At 62.0% G+C, this 16583-nt stretch carries 13 protein-coding genes; 9 read left to right on the top strand and 4 right to left on the bottom strand.

Annotated elements, in window-relative coordinates; translation table 11 throughout:
* Window positions 1-83: 83 nt before the first annotated feature.
* On the bottom strand, window positions 84-2900 hold the full coding sequence (gene gyrA / locus V6765_RS11425) for a DNA gyrase subunit A (RefSeq protein ID WP_448428836.1): 2817 nt from the start codon (window positions 2898-2900) through the stop codon (window positions 84-86).
* Window positions 2901-3128: 228 nt separating this feature from the next.
* Here gyrA and V6765_RS11420 point away from each other — a divergent pair, with 228 nt between their 5' ends.
* The gene (locus V6765_RS11420) at window positions 3129-3779 is read left to right on the top strand and encodes a MarC family protein (protein WP_448428834.1); all 651 of its coding nucleotides are present in this window, start codon (window positions 3129-3131) and stop codon (window positions 3777-3779) included.
* A gap of 67 nt (window positions 3780-3846) precedes the next feature.
* On the opposite strand, the gene V6765_RS11415 is transcribed toward V6765_RS11420, so the two are convergent.
* A complete protein-coding gene (locus V6765_RS11415) occupies window positions 3847-4347 on the bottom strand; it encodes a single-stranded DNA-binding protein (RefSeq protein WP_448428832.1) in 501 nt (166 codons plus the stop codon).
* Window positions 4348-4599: 252 nt separating this feature from the next.
* Here V6765_RS11415 and uvrA point away from each other — a divergent pair, with 252 nt between their 5' ends.
* Together uvrA and V6765_RS11405 are read left to right on the top strand one after the other, a co-directional pair.
* Complete coding sequence (uvrA, locus tag V6765_RS11410) at window positions 4600-7521, top strand: excinuclease ABC subunit UvrA (protein WP_448428830.1); 2922 nt, start codon at window positions 4600-4602, stop codon at window positions 7519-7521.
* Between the two features lie 10 nt (window positions 7522-7531).
* Window positions 7532-8332, top strand: coding sequence for a DUF72 domain-containing protein (locus tag V6765_RS11405; protein ID WP_448428828.1), 801 nt, complete (start codon window positions 7532-7534; stop codon window positions 8330-8332).
* Window positions 8333-8413: 81 nt separating this feature from the next.
* Here the strand turns inward: V6765_RS11405 and V6765_RS11400 are convergent, their stop codons facing one another.
* Window positions 8414-9877, bottom strand: coding sequence for an NAD(P)H-hydrate dehydratase (locus V6765_RS11400; protein WP_448429847.1), 1464 nt, complete (start codon window positions 9875-9877; stop codon window positions 8414-8416).
* A gap of 361 nt (window positions 9878-10238) precedes the next feature.
* On the opposite strand from V6765_RS11400, the gene V6765_RS11395 reads away from it, so the two are divergent.
* The 3 genes from V6765_RS11395 (at window position 10239) to hspQ (ending at window position 12517) form a co-directional block, all read left to right on the top strand.
* On the top strand, window positions 10239-10577 hold the full coding sequence (locus V6765_RS11395) for a P-II family nitrogen regulator (RefSeq protein ID WP_018063299.1): 339 nt from the start codon (window positions 10239-10241) through the stop codon (window positions 10575-10577).
* Window positions 10578-10646: 69 nt separating this feature from the next.
* On the top strand, window positions 10647-12056 hold the full coding sequence (glnA, locus tag V6765_RS11390; protein WP_448428826.1) for a type I glutamate--ammonia ligase: 1410 nt from the start codon (window positions 10647-10649) through the stop codon (window positions 12054-12056).
* A gap of 131 nt (window positions 12057-12187) precedes the next feature.
* On the top strand, window positions 12188-12517 hold the full coding sequence (hspQ, locus tag V6765_RS11385; RefSeq protein WP_448428824.1) for a heat shock protein HspQ: 330 nt from the start codon (window positions 12188-12190) through the stop codon (window positions 12515-12517).
* 76 nt (window positions 12518-12593) lie between these two features.
* On the opposite strand, the gene V6765_RS11380 is transcribed toward hspQ, so the two are convergent.
* Window positions 12594-13241 (bottom strand): invasion associated locus B family protein, encoded by a 648-nt coding sequence (locus V6765_RS11380; protein WP_448428822.1) that lies wholly within the window; start codon window positions 13239-13241, stop codon window positions 12594-12596.
* Window positions 13242-13488: 247 nt separating this feature from the next.
* On the opposite strand from V6765_RS11380, the gene V6765_RS11375 reads away from it, so the two are divergent.
* From V6765_RS11375 to V6765_RS11365, 3 genes are all read left to right on the top strand, one after another.
* On the top strand, window positions 13489-15306 hold the full coding sequence (locus V6765_RS11375; RefSeq protein WP_448428820.1) for an extracellular solute-binding protein: 1818 nt from the start codon (window positions 13489-13491) through the stop codon (window positions 15304-15306).
* 125 nt (window positions 15307-15431) lie between these two features.
* Window positions 15432-16076 carry a DsbA family oxidoreductase gene (locus V6765_RS11370; protein WP_448428818.1) on the top strand — a complete coding sequence of 215 codons (645 nt, stop codon included), beginning with the start codon at window positions 15432-15434 and terminating at the stop codon, window positions 16074-16076.
* Window positions 16063-16583: class I SAM-dependent methyltransferase (locus V6765_RS11365; RefSeq protein ID WP_448428816.1), on the top strand; the 521-nt coding region annotated here is incomplete at its 3' end. The genes V6765_RS11370 and V6765_RS11365, both read left to right, overlap by 14 nt.

Genomic DNA, 16583 nt, shown 5'->3' with positions numbered 1-16583 from the left:
CGGTTCAGGCTGCAAACGGGGACGTGAAACGAAGAAGCCGGGCGCGAGGCCCGGCTCCAGTCTTCATTCCCGTTGTTCGCCGATCAGGTCTCGTCGGATCCGTCGTCAGGGGCGTCCGTTGCCTCGGCCGCGCCTTCGCTGCCGGCCTCGACATCGACGCCGGCTTCCACGGCGTCCTCGATTACCTCGTCGTCGTCAGGCTCGCTGATGCCCTCGACCGAGACCACCTTCTCCTCGGCGCCGGTCTTGAACACGGTGACGCCCTTGGCGGTGCGGCTGGCGATGCGGATGTCGTAGACCGGCACCCGGATCAACTGACCGGCATTGGTAACCAGCATGATCTGGTCGCCGTCGAGAACCGGGAAGGCGGCAATCAGCTTGCCGATTTCGTCGGTCTTCGAGGTGTCGGTGGCGCGGATGCCCTTGCCGCCGCGCCCGGAGATGCGGAAGTCGTAGGACGACGAGCGCTTGCCGAAGCCCTTTTCGGTGACGGTCAAGATGAACTGCTCGCGGAACTTCAGCTCCTCGAAGCGATCATCGCTGAGCGTGCCCTCTTCCGCCACTTCCTCGCCGACAAGCGCGATATCCTCGCCCTCCCCGGTCTCGGTGCGGCGTTCAAGCGCTGCCCGCTTCAGATAGGCGGCGCGCTCCCACGGCTCGGCGTCGACATGGCTGACGATGGTCATCGAGATGACCTCGTCGCCTTCCGCCAGACCGATGCCGCGCACGCCGATCGAATTGCGGCCGGCGAAGACGCGGATGGCGGGAACCGGGAAGCGGATCGCCTGGCCCATCGCGGTCGTCAGCAGCACGTCGTCATCCGGCGTACAGGTCCAGACCGACAGGATGCGATCATTCTCGTCATCGAGCTTCATCGCGATCTTGCCGTTGCGGTTGACCTGCACGAAATCCGACAGCTTGTTGCGGCGCACGGTTCCGCGCGTGGTGGCGAACATCACGTCGAGTTCGGACCAGCTTTCCTCATCCTCGGGCAGCGCCAGAATGGAGGTGATCGCCTCGCCCTGCTGCAGCGGCAGCATGTTGATCAGCGCCTTGCCGCGTGACTGCGGCGTGCCGATCGGCAGACGCCAGACCTTTTCCTTGTAGACGATGCCGCGCGAAGAGAAGAACAGCACCGGCGTGTGGGTGTTGGCAACAAACAGCCGGGTGACGAAATCCTCGTCGCGGATCGACATGCCGGAGCGGCCCTTGCCGCCGCGGCGCTGCGCCCGGTAGGTGGTCAGCGGCACGCGCTTGATATAGCCGTTACGCGACACGGTGACGACCATGTCCTCGCGCGCGATCAGATCCTCGTCGTCCATGTCCGGACCGCCTTCGAGAATTTCGGTGCGCCGGGGCGTGCCGAACTCGTCGCGGACCGCGATCAGCTCTTCCTTGATGATCGCCTGGATCTTCATCCGCGATGACAGGATTTCGAGATAAGACTTTATTTCATCGCCGATTTTGTTCAACTCGTCGCCGATCTCATCGCGACCGAGCGCGGTCAGACGCGACAGCCGCAGTTCGAGAATGGCGCGGGCCTGCTCCTCGGACAACTGATAGGTGCCGTCCTCGGAAATCTTGTGGCGCGGGTCGTCGATCAGGCGGATCAGCGCCTCGACATCCTGGGCCGGCCAGTGGCGCTCCATCAACTGCTCGCGTGCCGTCTGCGGATCGGGGGCGCGGCGGATAAGGTTGATGATCTCGTCGATATTGGCAACGGCGATCGCGAGACCAACCAAGACATGGGCGCGCTCGCGGGCCTTCCTCAGCAGATATTTGGTCCGCCGGCTGACGACGCTTTCGCGGAAAGCGACGAAGGCCCGCAGGATATCGAGCAGGGTAAGCTGTTCCGGCTTGCCGCCGTTGAGCGCCACCATGTTGCAGCCGAACGAGGTCTGCAGCGGCGTGTAGCGATAAAGCTGGTTGAGGATGACCTCGGCATTGGCGTCGCGCTTGAGTTCGATGACGACGCGATAGCCTTCGCGGTCGCTTTCGTCGCGCAGATCGGAAATGCCCTCGATGCGCTTGTCGCGCACCAGTTCGGCCATCTTCTCGATCATCGTCGCCTTGTTCACCTGATAGGGAATCTCGGTGATGATGATCTGCTCGCGGTCGCCGCGCATCGGCTCGATCGTGGCCCTGCCGCGCATGATCACCGAGCCGCGCCCGGTCTCATAGGCGGACTTGATGCCCGCACGGCCAAGAATCTGCGCCCCGGTCGGGAAGTCCGGCCCCGGGATGATCTGCATCAGTTCCGGCAGCTCGATCGCGGGATTTTCCATCACCGCGATACAGCCGTCGATCACCTCGCCCAGATTGTGGGTCGGGATATTGGTGGCCATGCCGACGGCGATGCCGCCCGCGCCGTTGACCAGAAGATTCGGGAACTTCGCCGGCAGAACCGACGGCTCCGACAGCGTGCCGTCATAGTTCTCGCGGAAATCGACGGTCTCCTTGTCGAGATCGTCGAGCAGCGTATGCGCGACCTTCTGCAGCCGGCATTCGGTATAGCGTTCGGCCGCCGGCGGGTCGCCATCGACGGAGCCGAAATTGCCCTGCCCGTCGATCAGCGGCAGGCGCAGCGACCAGTCCTGCGCCATACGCGCGAGCGCGTCATAGATCGCGGCGTTGCCATGCGGGTGGTATTTACCCATGACATCGCCGGTGACGCGGGCGCATTTGACGTATTTCTTGTTCCAGTCCACGCCCATTTCGGACATGCCGTAGAGAATGCGCCTGTGCACCGGCTTCAGGCCGTCACGAACATCCGGCAGCGCGCGGCTGACGATCACGCTCATGGCGTAATCGAGATAGGAACGCTGCATTTCCTCCATGATGGAGATGGGCTCGATGCCCGGCGGCAGGCCGCCGCCCGAAGGTGTCGTTTGATCAGTCAATGTGAATCACGATCTCAAGCTAGAATCATCTGGTTTTTTATAGCCGAATCCGATGGCTGACGCCAATTGCGCAAGCCTCCTGACAGTGGACAGACGGCGGATTCCAAGTTTTTATTCGTGTCAGGTGGTGATCTTGTGGCAAGCTGGCAAGAGCACTGCGGATGCCGCCTGCGGTTTGCCGCGGCGGCGTAGCCCATCAAGAAGAAAAAAACAGGCGGAAACGGGCGGATGAACGAACTGGCAACGCTGATAAACGGCTTCACCACCTTGATGGTGACCATGGATCCGCCCGGCATGGTGCCGATATTCCTGGCGCTGACGGTAGGTATGACCCAGGCCCAGCGCCGCAAGGTGGCGATCCGGGGCAGCCTGATTTCGTTCTTTCTGCTCCTGGCCTTTGCCCTGCTGGGCGATGACATCCTCAACGCGCTCGGTATTTCCATGAGCGCGTTTCGTATTGCCGGGGGCATTCTTCTGTTCTGGATCGGCGTGGAAATGATCTTCGAAAAACGCGTCGAAAGAAAGGAGAAGACGACGGAAACCGCCATCACGAAGGATGGCTTGGCCAATCTCGCCGCCTTTCCGCTTGCCATGCCGCTGATCGCCGGCCCCGGCGCGATCTCCGCGACGATCCTGCTCGGCTCAAAGATGGAAACGGTACTGGACAAGCTGGCGCTCGTTCTGGTGATCTTCGTCGCCACGCTGGTCGTGCTGCTGGCAATGCTCGCCGCCGGCATGATCGACCGGCTTCTCGGCGAAACCGGTCGTAACATTCTCACCCGCATTCTCGGCATGATGCTGACGGCGCTGGCCGTGCAGTTCGTGATCGACGGCGTTACAACGGTGATGCACGCTCCGCCGCCCGCGGTCGCCGGGTGAAATCTATGCTCTGCCGCCGATGGCGGAAAACGGTCTCACCGCCCTCAAGAAGGCGATGCAAGGTTGATCAGAACGGAATGTCGTCATCGAGATCTTGCGAGAAGCCGCCGCCGCTGCGACCGCCGCCGCCGGAAGACGGCTGTGAGCCGTAATCGTCATAGCCACCGCCGCCCTGGCTTCCGCCAAAGTTGCCGCCCTGCCCGCCGCCGCCTTCGCCGCGGCCGTCCAGCATGGTCAGCGTGGCGTTGAAGCCCTGCAGCACGACCTCGGTCGAATAGCGCTCCTGGCCGCCCTGGTCGGTCCATTTGCGTGTCTGCAGCTGGCCTTCGATATAGACTTTGGAGCCCTTGCGCAGATATTGTTCGGCGATCTTGCAGAGACCCTCAGAGAAAATCACCACGCGGTGCCATTCCGTGCGCTCCTTGCGCTCGCCGGAATTACGGTCGCGCCAGCTTTCCGACGTGGCCACCCGCAGGTTGGCGATCGGCCGGCCGTCCTGTGTACGCCGGATTTCCGGGTCCGCTCCGAGATTGCCGACGAGGATGACCTTGTTTACACTACCTGCCATGACTACCACCTGTATAACCGCGTTGCGGCGCTTTAGAGAATTTTCGGCAGCATAGACGATCTCTCCGAAAGCGATCAACCGATACGGGACAATCCACAATTAAAAATGTTCTTTATTTGTTCTATCGCTCTGTTATGATCGAGTCAAGCGATTCAACCGGGGACATTCAAGTCGTCTGTTTTGCTGCACCTCGACAGAGCCGCAGCGCGAACTACATAGGAAGCAAATTCCCTTCTCGAGAAGCCTGATCCCATGAGCGAACTGAAGAATATCTCCATCCGCGGTGCGCGCCAGCATAATCTCAAAGGCATTGACGTGGACCTGCCGCGTAACAGCCTGATCGTGATGACCGGGCTTTCGGGCTCCGGCAAATCCTCGCTGGCCTTCGATACGATCTATGCGGAGGGGCAGCGGCGCTATGTCGAGAGCCTGTCGGCCTATGCGCGCCAGTTCCTGGAGATGATGGAGAAGCCGGATGTCGACCGGATCGAGGGCCTGTCGCCCGCGATCTCGATCGAGCAGAAGACCACCTCCAAGAACCCGCGTTCCACCGTCGGCACGGTGACTGAGATTTATGACTATATGCGGCTTCTGTTCGCGCGCACCGGGGTGCCCTATTCGCCGGTGACCGGTCTGCCGATCGAAAGCCAGACCGTGACGCAGATGGTCGACCGCATTCTGGCGTTGCCGGAGCGCACAAGGCTTTATATTCTTGCGCCGCTGGTGACCGGCCGCAAGGGCGAGTTCCGCAAGGAACTGGCGGAACTGATGAAGAAGGGCTTCCAGCGCGTCAAGATCGACGGCGAATTCTACGAGATCGCCGAGGCGCCGAAGCTCGACAAGAAATACAAGCACGATATCGATGTGGTGGTCGACCGCGTTGCTGTGCGCGACGATCTCGCGACCCGGCTTGCCGACAGCCTGGAAACCTGCCTCGAAATCGCAGACGGGCTGGCGGTCGCCGAATTTGCCGACAAGCCGTTGCCGGAGAACGAGACGGCGGCCGGCGGCGCCAAGAACAAATCTCTCAACGAAACCCATGAGCGCGTTGTTTTTTCGGAAAAATTTGCGTGTCCTGTTTCAGGATTCACGATTCCGGAAATCGAGCCGCGGCTGTTCTCGTTCAACAACCCCGTCGGCGCCTGCCCGACCTGCGATGGTCTCGGTTTCCAGCAGAAGATCGATGAGGGGCTGGTCGTTCCCGACCGGTCGAAAAAACTGTCGGACGGCGCGATCGCGCCCTGGGCCAAATCCTCGTCGCCCTACTACAAGCAGACTCTGGAGGCGCTCGGCCGGCATTTCGGTTTCAAGATGACCGATCGCTGGGACAAGCTGCCGGAACAGGCCACCAACGCGATCCTCAACGGGACCGAGGACAAGATCGAGTTCCAGTATGCCGATGGCGCGCGCAGCTACAAGACCACCAAGAGCTTCGAGGGAATCATTCCCAATCTCGAGCGGCGCTGGAAGGAAACCGATTCCGCCTGGGCGCGCGAGGAGATGGAGCGCTACATGTCGGCGGCCCCCTGCCCGGCTTGCAGCGGCTACCGGCTGAAGCCCGAGGCGCTCGCCGTCAAGATCGACAAGCGCCATATCGGCGAGGTCAGCCAGCTTTCAATCCGCGCGGCGCGCGACTGGTTCGAGGACCTGCCGAAGCATTTTTCGCAGAAACAGAACGATATCGCGGTGCGCATCCTCAAGGAAATCAACGAGCGGCTGCGGTTCCTGAACGATGTCGGGCTGGAGTATCTGACCTTGTCGCGCAATTCCGGCTCGCTTTCGGGTGGCGAGAGCCAGCGCATCCGGCTCGCCTCGCAGATCGGCTCAGGGCTGACCGGCGTGCTTTACGTGCTGGACGAGCCCTCGATCGGCCTGCATCAGCGCGACAATACGCGGCTGCTCGATACGCTGAAACATCTGCGCGATATCGGCAACACCGTCATCGTGGTCGAGCATGACGAGGACGCGATCCTGACGGCAGATTATGTGCTTGATATCGGCCCCGCGGCCGGCATTCATGGCGGCGAGGTGGTGGCCGAGGGCACGCCTCAGGCGATCATGGCCAATCCGAAATCGCTGACCGGGCAGTATCTGAGCGGCGCGCGCGCCGTGGCCGTGCCCGCCGAGCGGCGGCCGCAGAAAAAGGGCAAGGCGCTCAAGGTGGTCGGCGCGCGCGGCAACAACCTCAAGAATGTCACCGCCTCGATCCCCCTCGGCCTGTTCACCGCCGTCACCGGCGTTTCCGGCGGCGGCAAATCCACCTTCCTGATCGAGACGCTCTACAAGGCGGCGGCGCGGCGCATCATGGGCGCGCGCGAAAACCCGGCCCCGCATGATCGCATCGAGGGTCTGGAATTCGTCGACAAGGTCATCGATATCGACCAGTCGCCGATCGGACGCACGCCGCGCTCCAACCCGGCGACCTATATCGGCGCCTTTACGCCGATCCGCGAATGGTTCGCCGGCCTGCCGGAAGCCAAGGCGCGCGGCTACCAGCCGGGCCGGTTCTCGTTCAACGTCAAGGGCGGGCGCTGCGAGGCCTGCCAGGGCGACGGGCTTATCAAGATCGAGATGCACTTCCTGCCCGATGTCTACGTCACCTGCGACGTCTGCCACGGCCAGCGCTACAATCGCGAAACGCTGGAGGTGCGCTTCAAGGGCAAGTCGATCGCCGATATCCTGGAACTGACAGTGGAGGAAGGCGTCCAGTTCTTCTCCGCCGTACCCTCGGTGCGCGACAAGCTGCAGACCCTTCAGGACGTCGGCCTCGGCTATATCAAGGTCGGCCAGCAGGCCAACACGCTTTCAGGCGGCGAGGCGCAGCGCGTCAAGCTCGCCAAGGAACTGTCGCGCCGTTCCACCGGCAAGACGCTCTACATCCTCGACGAGCCGACCACCGGCCTGCACTTCCACGATGTCGCCAAACTTCTGGAAGTGCTGCACCAGCTTGTCGAACAGGGCAATTCCGTGGTGGTGATCGAACACAATCTCGAGGTCATCAAGACCGCCGACTGGGTGATCGATATCGGACCCGAGGGCGGCGATGGCGGCGGCCGGATCGTCGCGACCGGCACGCCGGAGGACATCGTGAAGGAAAAGGCCTCCTACACGGGCCAGTATCTTCAGGAGCTTCTGGAGCGGCGGCCGCCAAAGAAGACGGAAGCGGCGGAATAGGAGACGGGACATGGCGGCAGGCGCAATTCGTGTGGGTATCGGCGGATGGACCTTTGATCCGTGGAACGAGAGTTTCTATCCGGACAAGCTGCCGAAGACGCGCCAGCTTGAATATGCCGGCGAGAAGCTGAAGGTGATCGAGGTCAACGGCACCTATTATTCGTCGCAGAAGCCCGCCACCTTCGCCAAATGGGCGGCGAGCGTGCCGGATGGGTTCATCTTTTCGCTGAAGGCGAGCCGTTACTGCACCAATCGCAAGAAGCTCGCCGAGGCCGAGGGCTCGATCGACAAGTTTCTCGGCCAGGGCATCACCGAGCTTGGCGACAGGCTGGGGCCGATCCTGTGGCAATTCATGCCGACGAAAAAATTCGAGGCGAAGGATTTCGAGGATTTCCTCAAGCTTCTGCCGAAAGAGCGGGACGGTATTGCCCTCAAACATGCGCTGGAAGTCCGCCACCCCTCCTTTCTCGATCCGGATTTCGTGGCGCTTGTCCGCAAATATGGTGCGACGATCGTCTGCGCCGATCATCCCGAATACCCGATGATTGCCGATGTCACCGGCGATTTCGTCTATGCCCGCCTGCAAAAGGGCGAGGACGACAACCCGCATTGCTATCCCGACACGGCGCTGAAGGCGTGGGCGGAGAAGCTGAAACTCTGGTCAAAGGGCGGCGCGCCCGACGATCTGCCGCGTCTTGCCGGCGATGCGCCGGAGGCAAAGCCGCGCGACGTCTATGCCTTCTTCATCACCGGCGGCAAGGTCCGCGCCCCGGCGGGCGCGGAGAAGCTGCAGAGCTTGGTTGACAAGTAGGGCGCGTCGGCGAGTTTCGGCTTGGGCTATTTCAGTGCCGACTTGCGTCACTTCCGGTCACAGACAAAGCGGCAATGCGTCTCAGCTTTCGCCATCGGCAATCTCGTGGATTGGAGGCAGATGCACGGGCAGGTCCTCTGCCGTCAGCCCCTCGCCTGCCCGGTTCCCCGCCTCGCCGTGGAACCATGCCCCGGCCGCCGCCGCCTCAAAGGTCGGCACGCCCTGCGCCAGCAGCCCGCCGATAATGCCGGAAAGCACATCGCCGGAGCCGGCGGTGGCAAGCCATGGCGGGGCGTTGGCATTGATCGCGATCCTGCCGTCTGGCGACGCGATCACGGTATCGGCGCCCTTGTAGAGCACCACCGCATGGGCGCGCCGGGCCGCCCGCAATGCCTTTTCGGGCTTGCCGAGGTCGTTATCCTCGGCAAGCTCGGGAAAGAGCCGCGCGAATTCGCCGGCATGGGGCGTCATGACGCAGGTTTCCGGGGCCGCAGCCAGCTGGTCGAACAGCGCCTCCGGCTGCTCCGCGAAGGCGGTCAGCCCGTCGGCGTCGAGCACCAGCGGGCGTCCGATCAGCGTCTCCACATAATCCCGCGTTTCCGCGCCGACCCCGAAACCGGGGCCGAGGACGAAGGCCGACAGCCGCTTGTCGGCAATCCAGTCTCTGAGCGCCGCGACATCCTCGATGCGTTTCAGCATGATTGCCGTCAGATGCGCGGCATTGACGAGGATTGCCTGCGGCGCGGCCGCGATCGTGACCAGCCCGGCGCCGGCCTTCAACCCGGCCATGGCGGAAAGCCGGGCGGCGCCCGTGGCCGAGGCGCCGCCGGAAAACACGCCGAGATGGCCGCGCTTGAACTTGTGCGAGTCGGCGCCCGCGCGCGGCAGACGGTCGGCCCACAGCGACGGCCCATTGAGCTGATGGGCACCCGCCGCCTCCGCCAGAATACGGCGTGGAATGCCTATATCGAACACCTCCAACTCGCCGCAATGGTCGCGCGCCGGCAAGAGGTAATGGCCGGGCTTGGCCGCCATGAAGGTGACCGTATGTGCCGCCTTGGAGGCAGCGCCAAGCACCTGGCCGGTGAGGCCGCTGATACCGGACGGCAGGTCGACGGCGATCACCGGCAGCCCCTCCGCCCGCGCGATCACGGCGGCAATCTCGTCGGAAAGCGGCCGGGCGAGGCCCGCGCCGAAAAGCGCGTCGACGATGACATCGCCCTGTTCCGGCCGAAAGGTATCCAGTCGCTTGCTGTCCATGCCGCAGTCCTGCCGGGCCCGAAGGGCGTCGCCGGAGAGCCTAGCGGGATCGCCGAGATGAAACAGCGCCACCTTCATGCCGGTTTCGGAAAGCGCGCGGGCCGCGACATAGCCATCGCCGCCATTGTTGCCGGGCCCGCACAGCACCACGGCGCGCCGCGCCGCCGGATAGTGCCGCAGCAGGCAGGCGGCGACCGCCCGCCCCGCGCTGACCATCAGCGCGTAGCTGTCTATACCGCTCTCAGCCGCGAGCGCGTCGGCGCGCCCCATTTCCTCAGGTGTCATCAGCAAGGCCGGCACTCCTTTGTTGCGGGTGAATAGAGCGGAAAACCGCGTGCTGATGCAAGAGGCGACTTTCTTCTGGCTAGTTGGTAATCAATTGCCTATTAATTGAACACAGGTTGCTGCTCAAAAATCATGCGCCCTCGCCGTCAACGCCCATGAAATGCCGCGCTATTGACCTGAAGGCGCCTTTTGGCGAACCTGATTTCGGTGCCACATGCGGAATGCTGCGGCAATCGCAACGCCGCAATTTCATTTCGGTGGATTTGCACGAAGAACAATCGAACTTGGCATGCAATGTGCATTAGAAGTTCCGAGCGGGCTGACGCCTGCTTCAACGGGAGAAGCGGAGAGCAATTTTCTCATGAAAAAGATCGAAGCGATCATCAAGCCTTTCAAGCTCGACGAAGTGAAGGAAGCCCTTCAGGACGTCGGCCTGCAGGGCATCACTGTCACGGAAGCCAAAGGCTTCGGGCGCCAGAAGGGTCACACGGAGCTCTACCGGGGCGCTGAATACGTCGTCGACTTTCTTCCCAAGGTCAAAGTCGAGGTCGTTCTGGCAGACGAAAACGTGGACGCGGTCATCGAAGCCATCCGCAATGCCGCTCAAACCGGGCGTATCGGCGACGGCAAGATCTTCGTTTCCAATGTCGAGGGCGTCGTGCGCATCCGCACCGGCGAAACCGGCGTTGACGCCATCTGATCCATCCCTCCTCTTTTGACAAAGATGGGGCATCCCTATCGTCATCTTCTTATGCAAGGAAAACGTTAAATGACGACAGCTTCTGAAATTATGAAACAAATCAAAGACAACGACGTCAAGTTCGTGGATCTGCGCTTTACCGACCCGAAGGGCAAGCTGCAGCACGTGACGATGGACATTTCCGCTGTCGATGAAGATTTGTTTGCCGACGGCATCATGTTCGACGGTTCGTCGATCGCCGGCTGGAAGGCCATCAACGAGTCCGACATGGTGCTGATGCCCGACACGGCGACCGCCCATATGGACCCCTTCTTCGCCCAGTCGACCCTGGTTGTGTTCTGCGACATTCTGGAGCCGCTCACCGGCGAAGCCTATAACCGCGACCCGCGCACCACGGCCAAGAAGGCGGAAGCCTATCTGAAGTCGACTGGCATCGGCGACACCACCTATTTCGGTCCCGAGCCGGAATTCTTCGTGTTCGACGACGTGCGCTTCAACGCCGAGCCCTACAACACCGGTTTCCAGCTCGACAGCATCGAACTGCCGTCGAACGCCTTCACCGAATATGAAACCGGCAACATGGCCCACCGTCCGCGCACCAAGGGCGGCTATTTCCCGGTTCCTCCGGTCGACAGCATTCAGGACATGCGTTCGGAAATGCTCACGGTTCTGGCCGAAATGGGCATCACCGTCGAAAAGCACCACCACGAAGTGGCCTCGGCCCAGCACGAACTGTGCATGGTGTTCGACACCCTGACCCGCATGGCCGACAAGACCCAGATCTACAAGTACGGCGTTCACCAGGTTGCCCATGCCTATGGCAAGACGGCCACCTTCATGCCGAAGCCGGTCTTCGGCGACAACGGCTCGGGCATGCACGTGCACCAGTCGATCTGGAAGGACGGCAAGCCGACCTTCGCCGGCGACGGCTATGCCGGCCTGTCGGAAACCTGCCTCTACTATATCGGCGGCATCATCAAGCATGCCAAGGCGATCAACGCCTTCACCAACCCGCTGACCAACTCCTACAAGCGTCTGGTCCCCGGCTACGAGGCTCCGGTTCTGCTCGCCTATTCGGCCCGCAACCGTTCGGCCTCCTGCCGCATTCCGTTCGGCTCCTCGCCGAAGGCCAAGCGCGTTGAAGTTCGCTTCCCCGATCCGGGCGCGAACCCCTACCTCGCCTTTGCCGCGCTGATGATGGCCGGCCTCGACGGCATCAAGAACAAGATCCATCCTGGCGATGCCATGGACAAGGACCTGTACGACCTGCCGGCCGAAGAGCTGAAGGAAATCCCGACCGTCTGCGGCTCGCTGCGCGAAGCGCTGGAAAGCCTGGACAAGGATCGCGAGTTCCTGACCGCCGGCGGCGTTTTCGACGACGACCAGATCGATGCCTATATCGCTCTGAAGATGGAAGAGGTCATGCGTTTCGAAATGACCCCGCATCCGGTCGAATTCGACATGTACTACTCGGTCTGATTTCGGACGGGTTTGACGATGAGCCGGCTGCCTTCGGGCGGCCGGTTTTTTTTGTGCCTGCGGCGCTGCGCGGGCACACCCCTTGCACCTGGCAAAACGCATTTCCATATAGAATACGAAAGGAAATGCTCATGAAAATACGCGAAGCGAAATATAATATCGGCGATATCGTCCGCCATAGCGCGCTTCCCTTTCGGGGCGTGGTATTCGATGTCGATGCGGAGTTCTCCCGCTCCGAAGAATGGTATAACTCCATTCCGCCGGAAATCCGGCCCAGCAAGGATCAGCCGTTCTACCATCTCGTGGCCGAGAACGAAGAAAAGGGCTATGTCGCCTATGTCTCCGAAGGCAATCTTGAGCTGGACATGAGCGGTGAGCCGTTGCGCAACCCGCAGGTCGGCGAAATATTCATGGTGACCGACAGCGGCCATCTCGCGCCGCGCTTTGCCAGCACGCACTGAGCGGACGTGAATAGCAAAAAGCCCCGGCTGAGATATTCAGCCGGGGCTTTTTTGTAAGTCGAAACGACCGAAGCTATCAGTTGCCTGTCGTGGCGTTCTGCTGGGCTTCCTCGATCTTCTTGCGGCGATCGACGGCCATTTTCTTGATCGACTCGTCCAGATTGCGCTGGCTTTCGACCAGGTCGGGCTGGCTGATCGGGTCGCCGTCAAAGGCGGCGGTAAAGCCGGAAAGCGTCAGGTCGACCGGGTTCGGCTGCTGGCGCATGTTCACCGAGGTAAAGGTCACCTTGCCGCCGCGCTTCATGGCGTTCACCAGCGTATCGTTGAGCGGCGCCTGGGCAATGCACTGTTCGTTGGTGCAGATGGCGTAGTCGAGTTTCTGCGGCGCGGAGGTATCGATCTGCATCTGGACGCCGGCCGGGATCAGGCGGAAGGTCGGCACGGTGACCTGGATCATGGACTGGCCGTTGCCGCCCTGCGGCTGGATCAGGCCGACGGCGGTCAGCACCTGGCCGTTTTCGGCGCGGGCATAGTTCTGCACGATGCAGACGCCGCCATTGCCGTTGTCGTTGCAGGTCTTGAACCAGCCCTGCGTGGGAGCCGCGCCAGCCTGCGGCTGCTGGGGCTGCTGTTGTTCCTGAGCCGAAGCGCCGGCGGCCGAAAGGCCCGCAATCGTGAAGGCGCAAACCGCGACACGCTTGATAATACTGGCGCGTGAAAGCATCAAAATCTCTCCTGGTTCATCTGCGTAAGGTCCGGGGACCCTGCATCGCTATTGTTACCGAAATGCGGCAAAGCGCCCCTGTTTCGGGCCTCAACCGCCAGTGTTTCCTCTGATATCGCCACATTGGACGCCAATCTACCCCCTTCGCGCCCAAAATTTGCGCCTCGGCGTGATTTCGCGGCCTATTTCAGCTTTGTCAGCGGCCATGATACCATTCTTCCACGAATGGACACGACAGGGCGAATCGATGCGCTTTCTTGCTACTCTCCTCCTCTCCGCGGCACTTTCGGGCGTAGCGGCAGCCGAACCGGTGCACGGCATCGCCATGCATGGCGACCCCGCCCTGCCTGCGGGTTACCAGCATTTCAGCTACGTCAATCCCGATGTCAAGAAGGGCGGCGCGATCACCTATGGCGTTGTGGGCTCGTTCGACGCGCTGAATCCCTTCGTGCTGAAGGGCATGCGCTCCTCCGCCCGTGGGCTCTGGGACGAGGTGCTGGGCAATCTCGTGTTCGAGCCGCTGATGCAGCGCTCGCGCGACGAGCCGTTCACGCTCTACGGCCTGCTCGCCGAGAGCGTGGAATGGGACGATGACAGAAGCTATGTCCAGTTCAACATGAACCCGGACGCCAAATGGTCGGACGGCGAGCCGGTCACCGCCGACGATGTGATCTTCACCTTCAACCTTCTGAAGGACAAGGGCCGCCCGCCCTATAACCGCCGGCTTGCGCTGGTCGAGACGATGGAAAAGGTCGGCGACAATAGCGTGAAATTCACCTTCAATGCCGACGCCAACCGGGAAACCCCGCTGATTTTCGCGCTGATGCCGGTGCTTCCGGAACACGCGATTGATCCGGAAACCTTCGACACCGACACGATGTCGACGCCGGTCGGTTCGGGACCCTACAGCATCGCCAAAATCGAGCCCGGCCAGCGCATCGTCTACGAACGCCGCGACGATTACTGGGGCAAGGACGACCCCTCGATGGTCGGCTTTGCCAATTACGACACGATCACGATCGACTACTACCTTCAGGATTCGACCCTGTTCGAGGCCTTCAAGAAGGGCGCTGTCGATGTCTATCTCGACGATGACCCCAGCCATTGGGCGCGCGCCTATGATTTCCCCGCGGCCAGTGACGGCAAGGTGGTGAAGGACGTGTTCCACCCGAAGACGCCGACCGGCATGCAGGGCTTCGTGTTCAACACCCGCCGGCCGAAATTCGAGGATGCCCGGGTGCGCAAGGCACTGTCGGATGTGTTCGATTTTGAATGGGTCAACAGGACGCTGTTCAACAATGCGTATCAGCGCACGCAGAGCTACTGGCAGAATTCCGCTCTAGGCGCCTATGGCAATCCCGCGAGCGCAGCCGAGCGCGAGCTGCTGGGCGATGCGATCGACGTGATCGACCCCGCGATTCTAGCCGGCGACTACGCCATGCCCGTGACCGACGGCTCCGGGGCCGACCGCAAGGTGCTGGGGGCCGCCGTCAAGCTGCTCGGTGAGGCCGGTTACCGGATCACGAACGGCAAGATGACGGGGCCGGATGGCAAGCCGCTTGCCTTCGAGATCATGACCACCAATGAGGGCCAGGAAAAAATGGCGCTCGCCTATCAGCACACGCTGAACCTGATCGGCGTTGGTCTCTCGATCCGCACGGTCGACGACGCCCAGTACCAGAAGCGGCTCAACACCTTCGACTACGACATGATCGTGCTGCTGGCGCCGGGCTTCTGGTACCAGTCCTCGCTGTCGCCGGGCGCGGAACAGATCTGGCGCTGGGACAGCCGCTCGCGCGATGTCGAGGGCACGTTCAATTTCGCCGGCGTCGCCAGCGCCGATGTCGACCGGATGATCAACGACATGCTGGAAGCCCGCTCGACCGAGCATTTCACCGATTCGGTGCGCGCCTTCGACCGCCTTCTGGTTAACGGCCATTACATGCTGCCGCTCTATCACCGCGAGGGCCAGTGGGTGGCGCGCTGGGCGACGATTGAACATCCGGCCGAAACGCCTATCTACGGCTATCAGCTTCCCACCTGGTGGGATCAGACCGCGCAGTGATCGTTTCTGCTGTCGGTGAGCGGCCTCCCTCTCCGGGTCACCCTCGGGCTTGACCCGATAATGGATGGCTACTGCCACAATTTCGAGCGCAGCAATGCGACCCGCACTCTAAAGAAAGGAACGGCATGTCTACCGTCACAGTCGATGCCATTATCGATGTTGTCTGCCCGTGGTGCTATCTCGGCAAGGCGCGTCTCGACAAGGCGATCAAGTCGCTGCCGGAAAACGTCGAGGTCGCGGTGCAGTGGCGTCCGTTCGAGCTTGATCCGACCGTGCCGCCGGAAGGCGTGGACAATCAGGCGATGCTCGCCGAAAAGCTCGGCAGCGCCGAGCGGCGCGACGAGATGCATGCGCAGATCACGGCCCTCGGCAAGGAACTCGGCATCACCTTCCATTTCGACCGGATTCTGGTGCGCCCCAATACGCTTGATGCGCACCGTCTGCTGCTCTGGGCTCATACCGAGAGCATTGCCATGCAGAACGCGGTCGTCGACCGGCTTTACCGCGCCAATTTCGAGGAAGGCCGCAATATCGGCGACCACAAGGTGCTGGCCGATATTGCAGCCGAGGCCGGCATGGACCGCGATATGGTGGTCAAATTGCTTGAAAGTGATGCCGACAAGGAGATGGTGCGCGGCGAAATCGCCAATGCCCAGCAGATGGGTGTCACCGGCGTGCCGTTCTTCGTGTTCAACGGCAAATATGCCGTCAGCGGCGCGCAGCCCGTCGAGGTCATGCAGCAGGCGCTGACCCAGCTTGCCGCCGCCTGACCCGCCTTTGCGCGCCTTTCGGGAGATCATCGAGGCCCGGCTGCCGGCAACCCCGGTTCCGGGCCCTTCCTCGCTCAGGCTCCGCCTCGCAAACGAGAGAAGCGGCATCGGGCGTCTGCTTGCCGAAATGGGCAGCGGGTTATCGCCGTACTGGGCCCATGTCTGGGCCGGCGGGCTGGCGCTCGCCCGCCATATCGAAGCGGAGCCGGATTGCATGCGTGGCCGAACTGTCATCGACTACGGAACCGGCTCCGGACTGGTCGCGATCGCGGCGGCGAAAGCAGGCGCCCGCGAAGTGATCGCCTGCGATATCGATCCGCTGGCGCTCGAGGCCGCCGAAATCAACGCCGAGTTGAATAACGTGGAGATCGCCACGCGCCTTTTCGAGCGAGGCCGGGACGGATCCGTTCTCCCCGAAAACCTCCAGGCCATCACATGCGGCTGTTCCGCAAAGCCCCCCAATCTTCTCGCCCCGGAGGGGAGAGATGTCGCGAAAGCGACAGTGAG

Source organism: Martelella sp. FOR1707, assembly GCF_053484265.1.
The sequence above is the reverse complement of the archived record's forward strand: the minus strand, read 5'-3'. Positions and strand labels throughout refer to the sequence as shown.

What these genes read in the sequence shown, in the direction of transcription:
- V6765_RS11405 (WP_448428828.1), top strand. Translation starts at nt 7,532, where the DNA reads ATGGCGGCAGGCGCAATTCGTGTGGGTATCGGCGGATGGACCTTTGAT.
- glnA (WP_448428826.1), top strand. Translation starts at nt 10,647, where the DNA reads ATGACGACAGCTTCTGAAATTATGAAACAAATCAAAGACAACGACGTC.
- V6765_RS11415 (WP_448428832.1), bottom strand. Translation starts at nt 4,347, where the DNA reads ATGGCAGGTAGTGTAAACAAGGTCATCCTCGTCGGCAATCTCGGAGCG.
- uvrA (WP_448428830.1), top strand. Translation starts at nt 4,600, where the DNA reads ATGAGCGAACTGAAGAATATCTCCATCCGCGGTGCGCGCCAGCATAAT.
- V6765_RS11400 (WP_448429847.1), bottom strand. Translation starts at nt 9,877, where the DNA reads ATGACACCTGAGGAAATGGGGCGCGCCGACGCGCTCGCGGCTGAGAGC.
- V6765_RS11380 (WP_448428822.1), bottom strand. Translation starts at nt 13,241, where the DNA reads ATGCTTTCACGCGCCAGTATTATCAAGCGTGTCGCGGTTTGCGCCTTC.
- V6765_RS11395 (WP_018063299.1), top strand. Translation starts at nt 10,239, where the DNA reads ATGAAAAAGATCGAAGCGATCATCAAGCCTTTCAAGCTCGACGAAGTG.
- V6765_RS11420 (WP_448428834.1), top strand. Translation starts at nt 3,129, where the DNA reads ATGAACGAACTGGCAACGCTGATAAACGGCTTCACCACCTTGATGGTG.
- V6765_RS11375 (WP_448428820.1), top strand. Translation starts at nt 13,489, where the DNA reads ATGCGCTTTCTTGCTACTCTCCTCCTCTCCGCGGCACTTTCGGGCGTA.
- V6765_RS11370 (WP_448428818.1), top strand. Translation starts at nt 15,432, where the DNA reads ATGTCTACCGTCACAGTCGATGCCATTATCGATGTTGTCTGCCCGTGG.
- hspQ (WP_448428824.1), top strand. Translation starts at nt 12,188, where the DNA reads ATGAAAATACGCGAAGCGAAATATAATATCGGCGATATCGTCCGCCAT.